The 19,943-nt window shown below is 66.4% G+C and carries 18 protein-coding genes; 15 read left to right on the forward strand and 3 right to left on the reverse strand.

Going from position 1 to position 19,943, the window contains the following annotated elements:
- The first annotated feature begins 16 nt into the window (after positions 1–16).
- From CBI38_RS11335 to proB, 15 genes are all read left to right on the forward strand, one after another.
- Positions 17–643 carry a GNAT family N-acetyltransferase gene (locus CBI38_RS11335; RefSeq protein WP_109328898.1) on the forward strand — a complete coding sequence of 209 codons (627 nt, stop codon included), beginning with the start codon at positions 17–19 and terminating at the stop codon, positions 641–643.
- A 58-nt stretch (positions 644–701) separates the two neighbouring features.
- On the forward strand, positions 702–1,706 hold the full coding sequence (locus CBI38_RS11340; protein WP_109328899.1) for an iron-siderophore ABC transporter substrate-binding protein: 1,005 nt from the start codon (positions 702–704) through the stop codon (positions 1,704–1,706).
- Positions 1,707–1,797: 91 nt separating this feature from the next.
- Entirely contained in the window at positions 1,798–3,843 is a 2,046-nt protein-coding gene (locus CBI38_RS11345) for a S9 family peptidase (RefSeq protein WP_109328901.1), read from the forward strand.
- A 153-nt stretch (positions 3,844–3,996) separates the two neighbouring features.
- On the forward strand, positions 3,997–4,308 hold the full coding sequence (gene mihF, locus CBI38_RS11350; RefSeq protein ID WP_109328903.1) for an integration host factor, actinobacterial type: 312 nt from the start codon (positions 3,997–3,999) through the stop codon (positions 4,306–4,308).
- Positions 4,309–4,461: 153 nt separating this feature from the next.
- Complete coding sequence (locus CBI38_RS11355) at positions 4,462–4,920, forward strand: SRPBCC family protein (RefSeq protein WP_109328905.1); 459 nt, start codon at positions 4,462–4,464, stop codon at positions 4,918–4,920.
- Positions 4,921–5,096: 176 nt separating this feature from the next.
- Complete coding sequence (locus CBI38_RS37800) at positions 5,097–5,255, forward strand: hypothetical protein (RefSeq protein WP_162603210.1); 159 nt, start codon at positions 5,097–5,099, stop codon at positions 5,253–5,255.
- 91 nt (positions 5,256–5,346) lie between these two features.
- Complete coding sequence (locus CBI38_RS11360) at positions 5,347–8,022, forward strand: valine--tRNA ligase (RefSeq protein ID WP_109328907.1); 2,676 nt, start codon at positions 5,347–5,349, stop codon at positions 8,020–8,022.
- Positions 8,019–9,446, forward strand: a complete 1,428-nt coding sequence (gene folC / locus CBI38_RS11365) for a bifunctional tetrahydrofolate synthase/dihydrofolate synthase (RefSeq protein WP_109328909.1) — start codon at positions 8,019–8,021, stop codon at positions 9,444–9,446. The genes CBI38_RS11360 and folC overlap by 4 nt, the downstream gene beginning before the upstream one ends.
- Entirely contained in the window at positions 9,443–9,847 is a 405-nt protein-coding gene (locus CBI38_RS11370; protein ID WP_109328911.1) for a DUF4233 domain-containing protein, read from the forward strand. Before folC ends, CBI38_RS11370 begins: the two co-directional genes overlap by 4 nt.
- 18 nt (positions 9,848–9,865) lie before the next feature.
- Positions 9,866–10,285, forward strand: coding sequence for a nucleoside-diphosphate kinase (ndk, locus tag CBI38_RS11375; protein WP_109328913.1), 420 nt, complete (start codon positions 9,866–9,868; stop codon positions 10,283–10,285).
- 425 nt (positions 10,286–10,710) lie between these two features.
- Positions 10,711–14,199: a translation initiation factor IF-2 N-terminal domain-containing protein gene (locus CBI38_RS11380; RefSeq protein WP_109328915.1), complete on the forward strand. Its 3,489-nt coding sequence runs from the start codon at positions 10,711–10,713 to the stop codon at positions 14,197–14,199.
- A gap of 205 nt (positions 14,200–14,404) precedes the next feature.
- On the forward strand, positions 14,405–14,716 hold the full coding sequence (gene rplU / locus CBI38_RS11385) for a 50S ribosomal protein L21 (protein WP_109328917.1): 312 nt from the start codon (positions 14,405–14,407) through the stop codon (positions 14,714–14,716).
- Positions 14,717–14,759: 43 nt separating this feature from the next.
- Entirely contained in the window at positions 14,760–15,023 is a 264-nt protein-coding gene (rpmA, locus tag CBI38_RS11390; protein WP_005248077.1) for a 50S ribosomal protein L27, read from the forward strand.
- Positions 15,024–15,161: 138 nt separating this feature from the next.
- Complete coding sequence (gene obgE, locus CBI38_RS11395; RefSeq protein WP_109328919.1) at positions 15,162–16,622, forward strand: GTPase ObgE; 1,461 nt, start codon at positions 15,162–15,164, stop codon at positions 16,620–16,622.
- Positions 16,619–17,719, forward strand: coding sequence for a glutamate 5-kinase (gene proB, locus CBI38_RS11400; RefSeq protein ID WP_109328921.1), 1,101 nt, complete (start codon positions 16,619–16,621; stop codon positions 17,717–17,719). The genes obgE and proB overlap by 4 nt, the downstream gene beginning before the upstream one ends.
- 12 nt (positions 17,720–17,731) lie before the next feature.
- On the opposite strand, the gene CBI38_RS11405 is transcribed toward proB, so the two are convergent.
- Genes CBI38_RS11405 through CBI38_RS11415 form a run of 3 tightly spaced genes read right to left on the reverse strand, consistent with a single transcriptional unit; the run spans position 17,732 to position 19,924 of the window.
- Positions 17,732–18,559: an NAD-dependent protein deacetylase gene (locus tag CBI38_RS11405; protein WP_109328923.1), complete on the reverse strand. Its 828-nt coding sequence runs from the start codon at positions 18,557–18,559 to the stop codon at positions 17,732–17,734.
- 21 nt (positions 18,560–18,580) lie between these two features.
- A complete protein-coding gene (locus tag CBI38_RS11410) occupies positions 18,581–19,516 on the reverse strand; it encodes a D-isomer specific 2-hydroxyacid dehydrogenase family protein (RefSeq protein WP_109328925.1) in 936 nt (311 codons plus the stop codon).
- 9 nt (positions 19,517–19,525) lie between these two features.
- Complete coding sequence (locus CBI38_RS11415) at positions 19,526–19,924, reverse strand: ectoine synthase (RefSeq protein ID WP_109328926.1); 399 nt, start codon at positions 19,922–19,924, stop codon at positions 19,526–19,528.
- Positions 19,925–19,943 lie beyond the last annotated feature (19 nt).

Consider the following 19,943-nt stretch of genomic DNA (forward strand, 5'->3'; position numbering starts at 1 on the left):
GCCGTACCCTCGACGCATGGGTGTGAGCGTTCGTGCCGTAACCAGGAAAGACATCTCCGAGTCGGCCCGGGTCCTCGCCGACGCCTTCTTCGACGACCCCGTCATGGAGTGGATGTGGCCCGATCCGGCTCGCCGACGACGCGGACTGCCGCTGCTCTTCGCGGCCGATATGAAATATCACCACCTTGCCGGGGGAAGGGCCGAACTCGCCGTCGATGCCGACGGCGTCGTGCGCGGCGCCGCGATGTGGGATCCGCCCGGGCGGTGGAAGCAGTCCACGTGGTCGTCGGTTCTCAGCCTTCCGCGCCTGGTGCAGGCATTCGGTGGGCGCCTCGGCGTCGGTGCGGCAGTGAGCGGAACCATCGATTCGGCGCACCCGGCGGAGCCGCGGCACTGGTATCTCGCGACGATCGGGACATCGGGTGCCGGCCGTGGCGGTGGCTACGGCAAGGCACTGATGCAGTCGCGGCTCGACCGCTGTGACGCCGAAGGGTTGCCCTCCTACCTCGAGTCCAGCAAGCAAGGAAACATCCCGTACTACGAGCGCTTCGGCTTCGAGGTCACGCGGGAGATCCGGATACCGGACGGTGGCCCCGCAGTGTGGGCGATGTGGAGAGAGCCCAGAAGGGATCCCTTAGGATAGGCTCGCCAAGCCTGAACCGGAGCGAACGTTTCGCCCGGCGAACGAGAGGGTCGCCTGCATGAACCTGGGTCAACAGAGAGCCGGCTTGAGCCGCCGCGGTTTCCTCGTCGGTACCGGGGGAGCACTGCTCGCTTTCGCCGCGGCCTGCAGCAGTTCCGGTGACTCGGGCGGTGACGAGCCCTCGGGACCCCTGGTGGCGCACAAATACGGGGAAACCCAGGTGCCGGTGGATCCGCAACGCATCGTGAGCGTCGGCTACAACGACCACGACACAATTCTCGCTCTCGGTGGCACTCTCGCCGGCACGTTCGACTGGTACGGCGACTACCCGTACGGAGTCTGGCCCTGGGCGCAGGATCTGCTGGGCGACGCGCAGCCGGAAATTGTTGGCACCGCCTCCACCAACATCGACTTCGAAAAGGTCGCGACGGTGGGGCCCGACCTCATCGTCGGCACCTACTCCGGCCTGACACAGGCGCAGTACGACAAACTCGGGGCCATCGCTCCGACAGTGGCGCAGCCATTGGGTTTCGCCGACTACGGCGTTCCCTGGCAGGACCAGACGCGCGTTCTCGGCACTGCCCTCGGTAAGGAGGACAAGGCAGCCGAACTGGTGTCCGCGGTGGAGAAGCAGTACGCCGACGTCCGAGCCGCCAACCCGTCTTTCGCCGGCAAGACCGTGCTCGTGGGCGCACTCAAGGGTCCTGGACAGTTCGGGGTTTACGGGCCGGAAGACCCGAAGGTGCGATTCTTCACCGACCTCGGCTTCGTCAATCCTCCTGTCACCCAGCAGATCACCGGCAACTTCGCGGAAATCAGCACCGAGCAGCTGTCGCTGGCGAATGTGGATCTGCTCGTCTGGTACGCGGGTGGTGGTTACGGTGACAAGTTGCGCGAAGAACTCGCCAAGACGCCGATCTACCAAGAACTCGACGTGGTGAGAGCGGGCCGCACCATCATCCTCGAGGACGCCGCCGCCGAGGCGATGGCCTGGAGTACGGTGCTGAGCCTGCCGTACGCCCTGACCGAAATTCCGCCGCGGATCACACCGCTCATCGACTGACCACGCGCGGTATCGAACGTCTCGGCCTTTCAGCGGCGCGACGCTCGGCGAGGTCCGACGACACGCGGCGTGTCCGTGGTACCAACGAACCGTGACCGCGATTCCTGAACTCCACGCCGGAACTCCCTTCGACGATCTCGACGACTATCTGACTCTCGGCCGCCTGGGCGGCCTGGTGCTGTCCCCGGACGGGCGCCGTGTCGTCGTCGCGCAGTCGACACTCGACGCGAAAGCGACCAAATACGTCACGGCGCTGTGGGAGATCGATCCCACCGGAGAACGGGCGGCACGTCGACTGACACGAGGGCGGACCGGTGAAACCAATCCGGCGTTCACGAGCAACGGTGACCTCCTCTTCACGTCCTCGCGGCCGACGCAGGACGAGGAGGAATTGCCCGAATCCCTGTGGCGGCTCCCCGTGGGCGGTGGTGAGGCGGCCGTGATCGCTCACCGTAGCGGTGGGATCACCGGGGTGCGGGCGGCGCGGTGTGCTCCGCGGTTCGTCGTGACCACCGGCGTGCTGGGACGGTCGGGGGAGAAGGACGAGGACGAGCGCCTGCGCGCCGAGCGCAAGGACAAGAAGGTGTCCGCGATCCTGCACTCCGGTTACCCGATCCGGTACTGGGACCACGACCTCGGACCCGATGTTCCCCATCTGCTGTCCGGGACGCTGGGCGACGCGTCGCAGGACGAGGCGGTAACGGACCTCGTCGACCTCACGTCCATGCCCGGCCCTGCACTGCGTGAAGCGAACTACGCGCTGAGTGAGGACGGTACCTTCGTCGTCACGTCCTGGACGGTTTCCGGTCCGACGGCTTCCATCCGGACGATCCTCGTGCGCATCGATACCGAGACAGGGAATCGGACGACACTCGTCGACGATCCCGCCGCCGACCTGTCGAATCCGGTGATCTCGCCCAGCGGCGAGTACGTGGTCTTCAGCAGGGAGTCGCACGCGACTCCGGACGGTGCACCTCGATTCACGCTGCACCGCTACAGCTTCGAGACGCGAACCGTGGCGGACGTGGCACCGGGCTGGGACCGCTGGGCCACTTCCGTGCAGTGGCTACCCGACGGCTCGGGGCTGGTGTTGACGGCCGACGACCACGGCCGCGCGCCCGTCTTCGTTGTCCGCGGCGGTGCGGAACCGACGCGGGTGACGACGGACGATTACGCCTACACCGATATCCACGTGGCCCCGGACGGATCCGCGGTGTTCGCCCTGCGGGCATCGTACGCGGCTCCGCCCCACCCGGTGCGCGTCGACCTCGCCACGGGCGCGGTCACGGTGTTGCAGGCGCCGCAGGATTCCCCCGAGCTTCCCGGAACGCTGTCCGAGGTCGAGACCGCCGCGGACGACGGGGTGCCGGTGCGGGCCTGGCTGGCCTTGCCGAACGGTGCGTCCGCGCACGCACCCGTCCCGTTGGTGTTGTGGGTGCACGGCGGACCGCTGGGCTCGTGGAACACGTGGTCGTGGCGTTGGAACCCGTGGTTGCTGGTGGCACGCGGCTACGCGGTGCTGCTGCCCGACCCGGCCCTGTCCACGGGGTACGGACAGGAGTTCGTGCAGCGGGGCTGGGGACAGTGGGGCAAGGCGCCGTTCACCGACCTCATGGCGATCACCGATGCGGCGGTGGCATTGCCCGAGATCGACGACAAGCGTACGGCAGCGATGGGCGGATCGTTCGGCGGATACATGGCCAACTGGATCGCGGGGCACACCGACCGATTCCAGGCGATCGTCACCCATGCGAGCCTGTGGGCGCTGGACCAGTTCGGACCCACCACGGACGCCGCCTGGTACTGGCAGCGGGAGATGACTCCCGAGATGGCCGTGGAGAATTCACCGCACCTCTACGTCGCCGACATCGTGACGCCCATGCTGGTGATCCACGGCGACAAGGACTTCCGCGTTCCCATCGGCGACGGGTTGCGGTTGTGGTACGAACTGCTCTCGGAGTCGGGGCTGCCCGCCGACGACGAGGGCCGCACGGCGCACCGCTTCCTGTACTTCCCGGACGAGAACCATTGGATCCTCAGCCCGCAGAACGCGAAGATCTGGTACCAGGTGGTGTTGTCGTTCCTGTCCGAACATGTTCTCGGCGAAGAGGCACCCCTGCCGGAAATCCTCGGATGATCGGCCCGGAAATCCGCCGAGGGGCCTCTCGCCGAGGCGCCGAGAGGCAGGTGGGCAATTCGGACAAGACGTGCGACACGTCGGCTGGATGACGTGAAGTAGCGATTCTCTCGCTACGGTGTTCGATAAGCACCCCGAAATGAAGGAGACATCGTGGCACTTCCCCAGCTCACTGACGAACAGCGGGCCGCAGCTCTCGAGAAGGCCGCAGCCGCTCGACGTGCGCGTGCAGAACTGAAGGGCAAACTCAAGTCGGGTGACGTCACTCTCAAGCAGGTCCTGTCGAAGGCCGACGTAGATGACATCATCGGCAAGACCAAGGTGAGCGCCATCCTCGAAGCTCTGCCCAAGATCGGGAAGGTCAAGGCTCAGGAAATCATGGCCAACCTCGAGATCGCCCCGACTCGGCGCCTTCGTGGCCTGGGTGATCGCCAGCGTGACGCCCTGCTGGCTCACTTCAGCTGACACTGCCTCGGGAACCGCACCGCACCGCCGTTCGGGGTGCGGTGCGGTTTTCCGTTGAAGGACCCCCGACACCTCGCCCTCTGTGCAACCACTGGGTTGCACAACGGCGATCAATGTGCAACCCTGGGGTAGCACATATGCGGCGAGGTGAGGATGATCATGAGCACTTCCGAGGTGTCGACCGACCGGATCGAACGCGAAATCTTCATCACGGCCCCAGTGGAGCGGGTGTACCGGCTGGTAAGCGAGCCCGGCTGGTTCATCGGTGACGGAGACCCGAGTGCACGCACCATCGTTCGTGAGGGCGACGTCTACGTGGTCGAATACCCGCCGTACGGACGGTTCCCCGTTCTGCCCGTCCGGGCCGACGCTCCGCACTACGTCTCGTTCCGTGGGGGAGACGAGCCTGGTACGCCCCTGAACGAGGGCAACTCCACGCTGGTCGAATTCTTCCTGTCCGAGCACCGTGACGGCACGATGCTGCGGGTCGTCGAGAGTGGATTCGACGCACTGTATGCGAGTGCAGAACGGCGGGCTGCCGCTCTCGACGACAATTCCCGAGGCTGGGAAATGCAGCTCGCGATCGCAAAGCGGGACGCCGAGCGGTTGTAGCGAACGATTGGTGCGCGTGTTGCAGCGTCAACTGCGCGGTCCGCGGCGAGTTGGGGGCATACTCGACATAGAGGCCGGACCGAATCTCGGGAACCCGGAGATGTGTACACGGCCCCCACCCGCTTCAATCAGCGGAACTGCCGCGGCCCGCTACGGCAGACGAACCGGAGGAAACCTTGACCCACCAGCATGTGCAGCTCTTCTCCGAGCAGCACCCGCCCGCCGGAACCACGCCCCTCCCGCGTGGAGACGAGGGCGACGAGCCGGCGCAGTCCGTGGACGCCCACCATCCCACGGCAACCGAGATTCACCTCACACTGTTCAGCGACCGGTAGAGAGCAGCAGTCGGCAGCCCGATACCGCAGTCGGTCGCTCTCGGCGGCCCGCACGTTCGAGGGCCGCGTCCGCGTTCACTAGACTCGACGGGTGACCAGTGCAGCTCCCGAAAATTCCCAGAACCGCGCCGATGCCCTCCCGAAGAGCTGGGATCCCAGCTCCGTCGAGGCCGACCTGTATCAGGGCTGGGTAGACGCCGGTTACTTCCGTGCCGATCCTTCCAGCAGCAAGCCCGGTTACTCCATCGTGCTGCCGCCGCCCAACGTGACCGGCAGTCTGCACATGGGTCACGCACTCGACCACACGCTGATGGACGCCCTGAGTCGCCGCAAGCGCATGCAGGGTTACGAAGTGTTGTGGCTGCCCGGCATGGACCACGCCGGCATCGCCACGCAGAGCGTGGTGGAAAAGCAGCTCGCCGCCGACGGCAAAACGAAGGAAGATTTCGGCCGCGAACTCTTCATCGAGAAGGTCTGGGACTGGAAGCGCGAGTCCGGCGGAACCATCGGTGGGCAGATGCGCCGCATCGGCGACAGCGTCGACTGGAGCCGCGACCGTTTCACCATGGACGAGGGACTGTCCCGGGCAGTCCAGACCATGTTCAAGCGGATGTACGACGACGGACTCATCTACCGGGCCGAGCGTCTCGTCAACTGGTCGCCCGTGCTGCAGACCGCCATCTCCGACATCGAGGTGAAGTTCGAGGACGTCGAGGGCGAGCTGGTGTCGCTTCGTTACGGCTCGTTGAACGACGACGAACCGCACGTCGTGGTCGCCACCACCCGCGTGGAGACGATGCTCGGTGATACCGCCGTGGCCGTCCACCCGGACGACGAGCGGTACAAGCACCTGATCGGAACGACGCTCGAGCACCCCTTCACGGGGCGCGACATCCCGATCATCGCGGACGAGTACGTCGATCCCGAATTCGGTACCGGCGCAGTGAAGATCACCCCGGCGCACGACCCCAACGACTTCGAGATGGGTCTTCGGCACAACCTGCCGATGCCGACCATCATGGACAAGACCGGCAAAATTGCCGACACAGGAACTCAATTCGACGGACTCGATCGTTTCGACGCGCGGGTCAAGGTGCGGGAGGCGCTGGCCGAGCAGGGCCGCGTTGTCGCCGAGAAGCGCCCCTATCTCCACAGTGTCGGCCATTCGGAGCGCAGCGGTGAGTCCATCGAACCGCGCCTGTCGCTGCAGTGGTGGGTCAAGGTCGAGTCCCTCGCGAAGGCGGCCGGCGATGCGGTTCGCAACGGCGACACCGTGATCCACCCGACGAGCCAGGAGCCGCGATGGTTCGCCTGGGTCGACGACATGCACGACTGGTGCATTTCGCGCCAGCTGTGGTGGGGCCACCGGATTCCCATCTGGTACGGACCTGACGGTCAGGTGGAATGCTTCGGGCCCGACGAGACCGTGCCCGAGGGCTGGGAGCAGGATCCCGATGTTCTCGACACCTGGTTCTCTTCCGGACTGTGGCCGTTCTCGACCATGGGCTGGCCGGAAAAGACCCCCGAGCTCGAAAAGTTCTATCCCACCAGCGTTCTCGTCACCGGGTACGACATCCTCTTTTTCTGGGTGGCGCGGATGATGATGTTCGGCACCTACGTGTCGGAGGACGAAGCCCTTGCGGCCGGAAAGTCCGGCCCGCAGGTTCCGTTCGAGGACGTTTTCCTGCACGGCCTCGTCCGCGACCAATTCGGCAAGAAGATGTCGAAGTCGCGGGGCAATGGCATCGATCCCCTCGACTGGGTCGACCGCTTCGGCGCCGATGCGCTCCGGTTCACTCTCGCTCGCGGTGCCAACCCCGGGAGCGACCTGTCGGTCGGTGAGGATCACGCGCAATCGTCGCGGAACTTCGCCACCAAATTGTTCAACGCGACCAAGTTCGCGTTGATGAACGGCGCTGCGCCCGCTCCGCTTGCCGATCGTGGGGAGCTGACCGACGCCGACCGGTGGATCCTCGACCGTCTCGAGCAGGTGCGCGGTGAGGTCGATGCAGCTTTCGACCGTTACGAGTTCAGCAAGGCCTGCGAGGCGCTGTTCCACTTCGCGTGGGATGAGGTCTGCGACTGGTACCTCGAGTTGGCCAAGGTGCAGTTCGCCGAGAACGACACCGTTGCCTCGACCACCCGAAGCGTTCTGGGCACCGTGCTGGACGCAGTGCTCCGGCTGCTGCATCCGGTGATCCCGTTCGTCACCGAAACGCTGTGGAAGGCGCTGACGGGCGGTGAATCCGTCGTTGTCGCAGAATGGCCGCAGAGCACCGGAGCGGAGGCGGATCCGGTTGCAGCCCAGCGCATCGAGGACATGCAGCGCCTCGTGACCGAGGTGCGCCGTTTCCGCAGCGATCAGGGGCTCAAGCCCTCGCAGCGCGTGCCTGCCCGCGTGAGCGGCATCGTGGAGGCGGATCTGAACACCCAGGTCGCCGCCATCACGTCGCTGGCACGGCTGACGGCGCCGGAGGAGGGTTTCGAGGTATCGGCGTCCGTCGAGGTGCGCCTGAGCAAGGGCACCGTCACCGTCGACCTCGACACCTCCGGCAACGTCGACCTCGGCGCGGAGAAGGCCCGGCTCGAGAAAGACCTCGCTGCGGCGGAGAAGGAACTCTCGGGCACTGCCGCAAAGCTGTCCAACGAGGCCTTCCTGGCGAAGGCTCCCGACGCTGTCGTAGAGAAGATCCGCACCCGCCGGCAGATCGCCACCGAAGAGATCGAACGCATCACCAAGCGACTGAAGGAGCTGGAAGGCGCGTGACCTCGCCCGACTCCACACCGGAGAAAGTCAGCCCGGTCGACCTCGCCGAACTGGCATTGGTCGAGGCGGAACTCGACAAACGCTGGCCCGAGACGAAGATCGAACCCTCGCTCACTCGCATCGCAGCGTTGATGGACGTGCTCGGTTCGCCACACAGGGGATACCCCGCTATCCATGTCACCGGAACCAACGGCAAGACGTCGGTGACGCGGATGATCGATGCCCTGCTGACCGCACTGCACCGCCGGACGGGACGCACCACCAGTCCCCACCTGCAGCTCGCCACGGAGCGGATCAGTATCGACGGGCGTCCGGTGTCACCCCGGCGGTACGTCGACACGTATCGCGAGATCGAACCCTACGTCCAGATGATCGACCAGCAGTCGGAAGCTGCGGGTGGGCCGCGGATGAGCAAGTTCGAAGTACTCACCGCGATGGCCTACTCGGCCTTCGCCGAAGCGCCGGTCGATGTCGCAGTGGTGGAGGTGGGTCTCGGCGGGCGCTGGGATGCGACGAATGTGATCGACGGCGAGGTCGCCGTGATCACACCTGTCAGCCTCGACCATGCCGAGTATCTCGGCGACGATCTCGCCGGAATTGCCGCGGAGAAGGCCGGGATCATCAAGAAGGGTCGCGAGGATGCCCTCGTGCCGCGCGACGCGGTCGCCATCATCGCCGAGCAGACGCCCGAGGTCATGGACGTGCTCCTACGCCGAGCCGTGGAGGTCGACGCTGCCGTGGCTCGGGAAGGGGCCGAATTCACTGTCCTGGCGCGGCAGATCGCCGTCGGGGGTCAGCAGTTGGAACTGCAGGGCCTCGGCGGCGTGTACACGGACATCTTCCTGCCACTACACGGAGAACATCAGGCGCGCAACGCCTCTCTCGCACTGGCTGCCGTCGAGGCGTTCTTCGGTGCCGGCCCCGACCGCCAACTCGATCAGGAGGCGATTCGGGCGGCCTTCGCCTCGGTGGTCAACCCCGGTCGCCTCGAGCGTGTGCGCAGCGCCCCCACCGTCTTCCTCGACGCCGCCCACAACCCCGACGGCGCACGGGCGCTCGCCGCGGCGCTCACCGCCGAGTTCGACTTCCGCAAGCTCGTCGGGGTCGTCAGCGTCATGGGGGACAAGGACGTCGAGGGCATCCTCGCAGCGCTGGAGCCCGTTTTCGACGAACTTGTGGTGACCCACAACGGCTCGCCTCGCGCCATGGACGTCGAGGACCTCGCCAATCGGGCGGTCGCGAAATTCGGTGACGAGCGCGTCGTCGTGTCTCCCACTCTCGCGGATGCGCTGGAGACAGCCATCGGTCTGGCCGAGGAAGTTGCGGAACCGGGTGAGGCAGTATCGGGTGCGGGCGTGGTGGTCACCGGATCCGTGGTGACCGCCGGTTCGGCCCGCACCCTCTTCGGAAAGGACCCAGCGTGAGCGAGCCAGATTCGAGTGCCCCGGACTTCGGCCCGCCGGCCAAGGATCCCTGGAAAGGTTTCCGCGGTGTGGTCGCCGGATCGCTGGTTCTCGAAGCGATCGTCGTGCTCCTCGCCCTGCCCGTCGTCGCCACCGTGGGTGGGGGAATCACCTGGGTGTCGGGTTCCTACTTGGTGGGTCTCGCCGTGCTGATGATCCTCGGAGCCGGCTTGCAAGGCCGGTCCTGGGCTATGACCTACAACCTCTTGCTGCAGGTCGCGCTCCTTTTCGGCTTCTTCGTGCACGTGTCGATCGGCGCGGTCGGCGTGGTCTTCGCCATCCTGTGGGGATACCTTCTCTACTTTCGGAAGAATGTCCGAGAAAGAATGGAGCGGGGCCTGCTTCCTGGGCAACGGGACTGACCATTTAGGCTGTCCGCCGTGACTGAGCGCACCCTTGTACTGATCAAGCCTGATGCTGTTGCCCGCGGATATGTAGGAGAAATCCTCGGTCGGATCGAGCGGAAGGGTTTGACGATCTCTGCGCTCGACCTGCGCACCGCACCCACCGACGTCGCGGCAACCCACTACGCCGAGCACGAAGGACGTCCCTTCTACCCGAGCCTGCTCGAGTTCATCACCTCGGGACCGCTCGTCGCGGCGGTACTCGAGGGTCCGCGGGCAATCGCAGCGTTCCGTCAGCTGGCCGGCGGCACCGACCCCGTGGAGAAGGCATTGCCGGGAACGATCCGCGGCGACTTCGGGCTGGAAGCCCAGCATAATCTGGTTCACGGTTCCGACTCGGTCGAGTCGGCCGAGCGGGAGATCGGCCTCTGGTTCCCGCACCTCGCCTCACGCTGACCAATACTTCCCCGCCGCGGCGTGGCGTCCGTCAGAACGTGTTGCAGACGGATCGGTGCGCCGCTGGCACGGAGTGCGGCACACGTGTGGGATACTGAGGGCGGTTGAACCGCAAATTGTGCTTCACGCGGCTTCGACCGGATGACACCTCGGCTCGATGCCCTTCATCGCTGCCCCTACGTCAACAGGAAGTACCTGGGCGTATCGGCAAGCTGGATGATCAGGCGCTCGCGCCGCGGACTCCCGCCATCCGCAAGGCACTACATGGATGTGCAGTGAAAACGGACACTGCATGCGCCGTGTGGAGCGAGACCAGACAATCTCGCGCTCACAGCAGTGGCGCGAGTACACACACTGCGCCCTCGCGTGGCCGCGTGACATTCCCAGACAGGGGAGTGGACGCGCCCGGGGGCTGAGGAGACTACGTGGCCGATCAAGCGCCGCCCACAAATTCAGAACCGAACGCCGACAGCGCAGGACGTACGGTTCCTGTTCTTCCGGAAAAGATGCGCGTCCACGCTCTGGCCAAGATCCTGGGCGTCACCAGCAAGCAGGTTCTCGCCGAGGCTGCGGCCCTCGGAACCGAACTGCGCAGCGCGCAGTCCAGTCTTCAACGTGAGGTAGCCGAGCGCGTGTACGCAGCGTTCGCGCCCACCGACGTCCCTGAGCCGGCGGTCGAGGCCGAACCGGCCGTTCCTGAGCCCGAGCAGGCGGCTGAACCAGAACCGGCAGTCGCCGCTGAGCAGGCCGTTTCCGAACCGGAGCAGGCCGTCGAAGCCGAGTCGGTAGCTGCAGCCGAGCCGACAGCTGAAGCCGAGCCGGCGGCGGCGGTCGAGGACGCCGCACCCGAGGCGAGCGCGCCCGACCAGGTACGGGCTGAGAAGGAACTCGGCCGCGACCTGTTCACGACCTCCGCGTACGAGGTCGAAGCCCCCGCAGCGGAGCCCGGCCCCGAGACCACTCCCGCCGTCGCGCAGGTTCCGTTGTTCCTGCAGCCCGACCCCGCTGCGGTCGAGACGCCGCGTCGTCGTCGCAGCCGTCGGGACGCAGGAACGCCGGACGCCGCTTCCGAGCAGGCGCAACCCGCCCCCGAGAAGCGGGACGTCCCCGCTGAGCCCGCACGGTCCGCCGACACCGGAACCACAGAAGCCGAATCCGACGATGCCGATGCCGATGGCGACCAGCCGCGCCGCCGCCGCCGGGGACGCCGGGGCCGTGGCCGCGGCCGCGGCGAGCAGCAGAACGAGCAGGGCACCGAGACCGACTCCGACACCGAGTCCTCGGACACTGTCGACACGGTCGAGCAGACAGGGGAAGAGAAGGCGGGGGACGAGAAGACCGCCGACAAGCCTGCCCGCGAATCCGCCGACGCAGCCGAGAAGGAGCCGGCCGAGGCCGCGGAGTCGGACGAGACGGATTCGGATCAGACCGGTGACGAAGAGTCCGGCGACGCCGACTCGGACGGTTCGAGCCGTCGCCGTCGCCGCCGTCGTCGGCGCAAGTCGGGTACCGATGCTTCCGGCGAGAGCGTTTCCGAGGACGATCCGCCCAATACCGTCGTCCACGAGCGTGAACCCCGCAACAAGAGCCGGGCGAAGGACGAAGTCCAAGGCATCACCGGGTCGACACGACTCGAGGCGAAGCGTCAGCGTCGCCGCGACGGTCGCGATGCCGGCCGCCGTCGCCCGCCGATTCTCACCGAATCCGAATTCCTGGCTCGCCGCGAGGCGGTGGACCGCGTCATGGTGGTCCGTGACCGGATCGCCACCGGGCAGCCCCACGCCACCACGCAGGTTGCGGTTCTCGAGGACGGGGTTCTCGTCGAGCACTTCGTGACCACGTCCGCGTCGGCCTCGATGGTCGGGAATGTGTACCTCGGACGCGTCCAGAACGTTCTGCCCAGCATGGAGGCGGCGTTCATCGACATCGGCCGCGGCCGTAACGGCGTGTTGTACGCGGGTGAGGTCAACTGGGAGGCCGCCGGGCTCGGCGGGAACTCCCGCAAGATCGAGCAGGCGCTCAAGCCGGGCGACCAGGTCCTCGTGCAGGTGAGCAAGGATCCGGTCGGGCACAAGGGTGCGCGGCTGACCACGCAGATCAGCCTGGCCGGCCGATTCCTCGTGTATGTGCCGGGCGGCACCTCCACCGGAATCAGCCGCAAGCTGCCCGACACCGAACGCAAGCGTCTCAAGGACATCCTCCGCGACATCGTTCCGGCGGACGCCGGTGTGATCATCCGCACCGCTTCCGAAGGTGTGAGCGAGGAAGAGCTGGCGCGTGACGTCACCCGTCTGCAGGAGCAGTGGGCCGGAATCGAAGAGCAGGCCGCCAAGGCGGACGCCGGCAAGTCCGGGAATCCGCAGGCCCTCTACGAGGAGCCGGACCTGCTGGTCAAGGTGATTCGCGACCTGTTCAACGAGGACTTCTCCAGACTCGTCATCGAGGGTGAGAAGGCGTGGTCGACGGTCGAGTCCTACATCAAGTCCGTGGCTCCCGACCTCTTGCCGCGGCTCGAGCAGCACACCGGACACAACGGTGTCGACGTCTTCGAAGCGCACCGCATCGACGAGCAACTTGCCAAGGCACTTGACCGCAAGGTGTGGTTGCCGTCGGGTGGCACGCTCGTGATCGATCGCACCGAGGCCATGACCGTGGTCGACGTCAACACCGGCAAGTTCACGGGTGCCGGCGGCAACCTCGAGGAGACCGTCACCCGTAACAACCTCGAAGCCGCCGAGGAGATCGTGCGGCAGATGCGCCTGCGCGACATCGGCGGCATGATCGTCGTCGACTTCATCGACATGGTGCTCGAATCGAACCGGGACCTGGTGCTGCGGCGTCTCACCGAGGCCCTGGGCCGCGACCGCACCCGCCACCAGGTGTCGGAGGTCACGTCCCTCGGCCTGGTGCAGATGACCCGCAAGAAGTTGGGTACCGGCCTCGTCGAGGCGTTCTCCACCACCTGTGAGCACTGCCACGGACGAGGAATCATCGTCCACGCCGAGCCGATCGACGCGAAGGTCTCCGAGGACAACGGGGCACGGGGGTCCTCCCGCGGCGACGCCGGCGGCTCCCGCAAGAAGCGCGGTCGCGACAAGTCCTCCGGTGCCGATGTGTCGCCGACGCCCCCGCAGGAGGCTGTCGTCCCGGCCGTGGATGCCACCGTGAAGCGGGCGCATCCGGTGGCTCTGGCCATGGCCCACCACCATCACGAGGACGCGGCAGCGCCCGAGCGGCCCCGCGAAACGGCAGCGCACGACGCACCTCGTGACGAGGCTGTGCACGACGCATCTCGTGACGAGGCTGTGCACGACGCATCTCGTAACGAGGCTGTGCACGACGCGCCTTCTGCCGAGGCGGCGCAGGTGGATGCTCCGGCCGCGGAGGTCGCCGAGGCTACGGAGCAACCGTTCGTCGCTTCTACCGCGGCGGAGCAGACGACGGACGGGACGCCCACGGCGGACCTGGCCGGAATCGAAGAGGCCGTTGCCGAGGCACCGGCGGCAGTCGCCGGCGAAGCGGTGACGGCACCGGAACCCGTGGTCGAGCCCGTGACGCCCGAAACTGCGGTGACACCGGAACCTGCTGTCGCGCAGGAACCTGCTGTGACATCCGGACCCGTGACTCCGCAGCGGCGTCGTAGTCGCCGAGTATCGAGGGCAGCGGCCGCACCGGTGTCCGAAACCCCGGCAGCGGGCACCGTCTTCGTGATTCCTGCCTCGTCGGAGTCGGAATCGGAGTCTCGGTCGGAGAGGGCTCCGGAATCAACTCCGGAACCGGCGATGTCCACATCGGCGCCGAGCGGGTCGGCCGGTTCCTCGCCCTCCGGCACGGGTGTGCAGCCTGCGCCTCGTCGGCAGCGTCGTCGCGCAGCGGCGCGTCCCGCCGGTCCGCCGGTGGACGCCGACAACTGATCAGAGGCTGCGGGAAGGCAATCCGCCCAGTTTGTATGGAACGGTTGCCTTCCTGTAACCTTGACCAGTCGCTACTCGGCGATAAGGGTCAGCTGTGCCTTCACTTGTGAAGGCTGCGCGATCTCGACCGAGCTAGCCGTACCAACAGACCAGTCGCGCACTTCGTGGCGCGAGCAAGTTCGAAGAAGCAAGGGGTAGCCCTCCGATGGCAACGTACGCGATCGTCAAGACCGGCGGAAAGCAGTACAAGGTCGCTGTTGGTGACCTCGTCAAGGTCGAGAAGATCGAGGGTGAGCCCGGCACTGCTGTCTCGCTTGCTCCGGTTCTCGTCGTCGACGGATCCGATCTGACGACCGACGCCGACAAGCTGGCCAACATCTCGGTCACCGGCGAGGTCGTCGAGCACACCAAGGGCCCGAAGATCCGCATTCACAAGTTCAAGAACAAGACCGGCTACCACAAGCGTCAGGGCCACAGGCAGAAGCTGACGGTCCTCAAGGTCACCGGTATCAAGTAACTAGAGCTTCAGAGCTGATTTCACCCGAGGAGGGTCAAGAAACATGGCACATAAGAAGGGTGCATCCAGCTCCCGTAACGGGCGCGATTCAAATGCACAGCGACTCGGCGTGAAGCGCTTCGGCGGTCAGTCCGTCAGCGCCGGCGAGATCCTGGTGCGTCAGCGCGGAACCCACTTCCACCCCGGCGTCAACGTCGGACGTGGCGGCGACGACACGCTCTTCGCTCTCTCCGCCGGTGCCGTCGAGTTCGGCACCAAGCGTGGACGCAAGACCGTGAACATCGTTCCGGCGGCGGCAGAGGCCTAGTCCTGCCGCGAGTATGTACCGTCCTGACATAGGACGTACCAAGCTCCCGAATAGGGGCGGACCAGGGTCGAGATACCCGGTCCGCCCCTATTGTTTTTTTCAGAGTTCATTTATTGACTGAGGAAGGATCCGGCAGTCATGTCCCGATTCATCGACCGCGTCGTGCTGCACGTCAGCGCCGGCAAAGGCGGCAACGGCTGCGCCTCCGTACACCGGGAGAAGTTCAAGCCGCTCGGCGGCCCGGACGGCGGTAACGGCGGGCGTGGCGGTGACGTGGTGCTCGAGGTGGACGGCAATGTCCACACCCTCCTCGACTTCCACTTCCATCCCCATGCGAAGGCCACCAACGGCAAGCAGGGGATGGGAAGTAACCGGGACGGCGCCCAAGGTGAAGACCTCGTCCTGAAGGTCCCCGACGGCACCGTCGTCCTCGACGAGAACGGCAAGGTTCTCGCCGACCTCATCGGTATCGGCACCCGGTTCGAGGCCGCCCAGGGTGGGCGTGGTGGGCTAGGAAACGCCGCGCTGTCTTCCAAGGCACGCAAGGCGCCCGGCTTTGCCCTCCTCGGTGAGGACGGCGTCGAACGCGAGCTCGTCCTCGAACTCAAGTCTGTCGCCGACGTCGGGCTCGTAGGCTTTCCCTCGGCCGGCAAGTCCTCCCTCGTGTCCGTGCTCTCGGCGGCAAAGCCCAAGATCGCCGACTACCCGTTCACCACTCTCGTCCCCAACCTCGGTGTCGTGTCCAGCGGTGACACCACCTTCACAGTCGCCGACGTGCCCGGGTTGATCCCCGGGGCGAGCGAGGGCCGTGGCCTGGGGCTGGACTTTCTGCGTCACCTCGAGCGCTGTGCTGTGCTGGCGCATGTCGTCGACTGTGCGACCCTCGACCCCGGTCGTGACCCGATCTCCGACATCGACGCCCTCGAAGCTGAGCTCGCGGCCTACAAACCCGCGCTGTCCAGCGACGCCAGCCTCGGTGACCTCGCCGATCGTCCTCGCATCGTGGTCCTCAACAAGGCCGACATTCCGGAAGCTGCGGAGCTGGCCGAGATGGTCACCCCCGACCTCGAGGCCCGCGGTTGGCCGGTGTTCACGATCTCCGCGGTGAGCCGCGAAGGATTGCGTCCGCTGATCTTCGCGTTGGCGAAACTTGTCGAGGAGTACCGCACGGCGCATCCGCCGGAAGTCCCCAAGCGGCCCGTGATTCGCCCGATTGCCAACAAGGACAACAGCTTCAGCGTTATAGCCGACCCGGAGGTGCCCGGCGGCTTCATCGTCCGGGGAACACGTCCCGAGCGCTGGGTGCGGCAAACCCAGTTCGACAACGACGAGGCTGTGGGTTACCTGGCCGACCGTCTCGCTCGACTCGGAGTGGAGGACGCCCTCGTCAAGCAGGGAGCCGAACCCGGCGCGTCCGTCACGATCGGTGACGTGAGTTTCGACTGGGAACCTCAGACGCCCGCAGGTGTCGATCTCACTCGCACCGGCCGCGGTACCGACCCACGTCTCGATCAGGTGGAACGTATCGGCGCGTCGGAGCGCAAGCACGCACACAGGATCCGTCGCGGTCTCGAAGGCCTCGACCCCGAAGAGCAGTGAGCGCCACCCGGCGCACGATTGCGTCGGCCGACAGCATTGTCGTGAAGATCGGATCGTCGGCGCTGACCAGTCTGGTCGGCGGACTCGACGTGGGTCGTCTCGATGCGCTGGCCGACGCAATCGAGGCACGGATGCGTGCCGGTTCCGACGTGATCGTGGTGTCGTCCGGTGCCGTCGGCGCCGGTCTGGCGCCACTGGGGCTCACGCGGCGACCGCGCGACCTGGCCACCAAGCAGGCCGCCGCAAGTGTCGGGCAGCTGGCCCTGGCCCACGCCTGGGGAACGTCCTTCTCCCGGTACGGCCGAACCGTGGGGCAGGTGCTGCTCACCGCCGACGACATCGCACGCCGTGCGCAGCATCGCAATGCCCAGCGGACCCTGGACCGTCTGCGGGCGCTGCATGCCGTGGCGATCGTCAATGAGAACGACACCGTCGCCACCGCCGAACTCCGGTTCGGTGACAACGACCGCCTCGCTGCACTCGTGGCGCACCTGGTCGGTGCCGACGCCCTCATCCTGTTGTCGGACGTCGACGGTCTCTACGACGGCGATCCACGCAAGGGGAACGCCACCCTGATCCCGGAAGTGAACAGCCCCGAGGACCTCGACGGAGTGGTCGCCGGTTCGGGTGGTGCCCTCGGGACGGGCGGCATGGCGTCCAAACTGTCCGCGGCCCGTCTCGCCTCGGATGCCGGTGTGCCGGTGTTGCTCGCGGCAGCCTCGGAGGCGGGTACGGCGCTGCAGGACGCGGCCGTGGGAACAGCTTTCGCGGCCCGGCCCACCCGGCTGTCCGCACGCAAGTTCTGGGTGCGGCATGCCGCGGACGAACAGGGAATCCTCCACATCGACGAGGGCGCGGTTCGTGCCGTCGTCACCAAGCGGCGGTCGCTGCTGCCCGCCGGGATCACTGCCGTTTCGGGCCGGTTCTACGGCGGCGACGTGGTTTCCCTGCTCGGCCCCGAGGAGCGTCCCGTAGCGCGGGGCGTGGTGGCCTACGACTCCACCGAGATCAACGACATCCTGGGGAAGTCGACAACCGAATTGCCGCCGGAGATGCAGCGACCTGTGGTGCACGCCGACGACCTCGTTCCGCTCTGACGGGGGTGCCTGTCACGCTGACATCGCGGTGGATGCGTCGAGCAGCGCCCGCAGCGCGTCCGAGCAACCCGCATCGAGTGTGAGGGTGGCGAACTCGTCACCTCTCGTCGACCCGCGGTTGACGATCACGATCGGTATCGAGCGCTTGGCGGCGTGCCGGACGAACCGTAGTCCCGACATGACGGTGAGCGACGAACCGGCCACCAGCAGCGCTTCCGCTTCGTCGACCACGGCGTAGGCAGCCTCGACCCTCGGCTTGGGGACCGACTCGCCGAAGTACACGATGTCCGGTTTCAGGAGCCCGCCGCAGGCCTCACAGTCGACCATCCGGAAATGCTCCGTGCTGGTGACGACGGCGTCCGCATCCGGTGCGATCTCGACTCCCTCCGCGGCGGCCACGGTCTCGGCGAACCCGGGGTTGGCTCGCTCGAGACTCTCGGCCAGTGTTGCCCGCGAGATCAGTGCACCGCACGACAGACAACGCACCTGTGCGTACGTGCCATGTAGATCGATGACCCGGCGACTGCCTGCCTTGGTGTGGAGCAGATCCACGTTCTGCGTGATCACCGCGTGCACGGCGCCGGCGCGTTCGAGACCGGCCAGGGCCCGATGACCGGCGTTGGGCCGGGCGGCGTCCATGTGCCGCCAGCCGAGATGATTCCGGGCCCAGTAGTGACGACGGAAGTCGGGGTCGCCGGTGAATTGCTGGAAGGTCATCGGGTTGCGCGGGGGAGAGTCGGGACCCCGGTAGTCGGGGATTCCGGAATCCGTGGAAATGCCGGCGCCGGTGACCACACACAGGCGCCGGCCGCTGAGTACGTCGAGCAGTCGGTCGAACACGCACTCCAGGGTAGCGCCGGGTCAGTAACCGACGACCGGATCGATCAGGGCGGTGAGCCGCTCACCGGCGACGAAACGGGTGACGTTCAACGCCACATGATCGGCGAAAGCGGGCGGACGCACGGACGGCGGGTTGGAATCGTGGGGGGTGATGATCACATTGGGCAGTTCCCAGAGCGGGTGACCGTCGGGAAGCGGCTCCGGATCCGTGACATCGAGTCCGGCGCCGCCGATGCTGCCGTTCCGCAATGCCTGCACGAGGGCATCGGTGTCGATGAGCGACCCGCGGGCCACGTTGATCACCCACGACGTCGACTTCATCTGAGCCAGTTCGGCGCCGCTCACCAGGTGATGTGTCGCGGACGTGGCGGGCGCCCCGATGACGAAATGGTCGGCCCGCGGCCACACCTCGTTCAACCTGGTGGTCGGAAGCGTTTCGATGGCACCCGGAACGGGGCTGCCCGAGCGATTCACGGCGATCACGTCGGCTCCTAGCGAGGCCAGCATGGGAATGAGTGCCCGGCCGATTCCGCCTGCGCCCACCATGGCGACCATCGCACCGCGCAGGGTGCCGACCTTGGAGTAGAAATCGTGCTGACGCCACGTTCGGGCCGCCATGTGTTCCGGCAGTGCCCTCACTCCGGCCAGGAGGAGCGTCAGGGCATGTTCGGCGACGGTGGCCGCGAACGCACCCGCGGCCGACGTCCACATGATCTGGGTATCGGGTGTGATGAGTTTCGCATCGAACCACTGCTCGACTCCGGCGGAATCGAGCTGCACCCACCGAATATTGTCCGGGAGCGGGTCGGGAAACCCGATCGGGCCCGCGGTCCACACCAACGCATCGGCGGACTCGAAGGGCGATAGACGGGCGCCGCCCCGGCGCACCGCGTCCTCGAGGAGCGGGTCCGGGGCGGGTCCGATGGCAACAGCTGGAACAGCAACGTCGTCGGCCATGGTTCGACGCTACGCGGGAACCTCGATCAACGGGTAGACACCATTCTCGTCGTGCACCTCACGTCCCGTCACGGGCGGGTTGAACACGCAGAGCATGCGCATTTCGGTCTCCGGCTCGACGCGGTGCCGTTCGTGCCCGTTCAGCAGGTACATCGATCCGGGGCCGAGGTCGTAAACCTTGTCGTTGTCGAGGTCGACCAATTTGCCCGTGCCCTCGACCAGCCACACGGCCTCGACATGGTTGGCGTAGTGGAACTCGTTGACAGTTCCCGCCTTGATCGTGGTTTCGTGGAAGGAGAAGCCCACCTTGTCACCGCCGAGGACGATGCGCTTGCTGCGCCAATTGCCGTCCTCGCTGGTGATGTCGCGCTCGGTGTCGGTGATTTCTGCGGTGGTGCGAACGATCATGGGTACTCCCATCCTCTCT

The sequence above is a fragment of the Rhodococcus oxybenzonivorans genome (assembly GCF_003130705.1).
GTDB classification, from domain to species: Bacteria; Actinomycetota; Actinomycetes; order Mycobacteriales; family Mycobacteriaceae; genus Rhodococcus_F; species Rhodococcus_F oxybenzonivorans.

Coding starts and splice junctions, on each gene's coding strand:
- CBI38_RS11335 (WP_109328898.1), top strand. CDS start 17: ATGGGTGTGAGCGTTCGTGCCGTAACCAGGAAAGACATCTCCGAGTCG.
- CBI38_RS11340 (WP_109328899.1), top strand. CDS start 702: ATGAACCTGGGTCAACAGAGAGCCGGCTTGAGCCGCCGCGGTTTCCTC.
- CBI38_RS11355 (WP_109328905.1), top strand. CDS start 4,462: ATGATCATGAGCACTTCCGAGGTGTCGACCGACCGGATCGAACGCGAA.
- rplU (WP_109328917.1), top strand. CDS start 14,405: ATGGCAACGTACGCGATCGTCAAGACCGGCGGAAAGCAGTACAAGGTC.
- rpmA (WP_005248077.1), top strand. CDS start 14,760: ATGGCACATAAGAAGGGTGCATCCAGCTCCCGTAACGGGCGCGATTCA.
- obgE (WP_109328919.1), top strand. CDS start 15,162: ATGTCCCGATTCATCGACCGCGTCGTGCTGCACGTCAGCGCCGGCAAA.
- CBI38_RS11410 (WP_109328925.1), bottom strand. CDS start 19,516: ATGGCCGACGACGTTGCTGTTCCAGCTGTTGCCATCGGACCCGCCCCG.
- CBI38_RS11415 (WP_109328926.1), bottom strand. CDS start 19,924: ATGATCGTTCGCACCACCGCAGAAATCACCGACACCGAGCGCGACATC.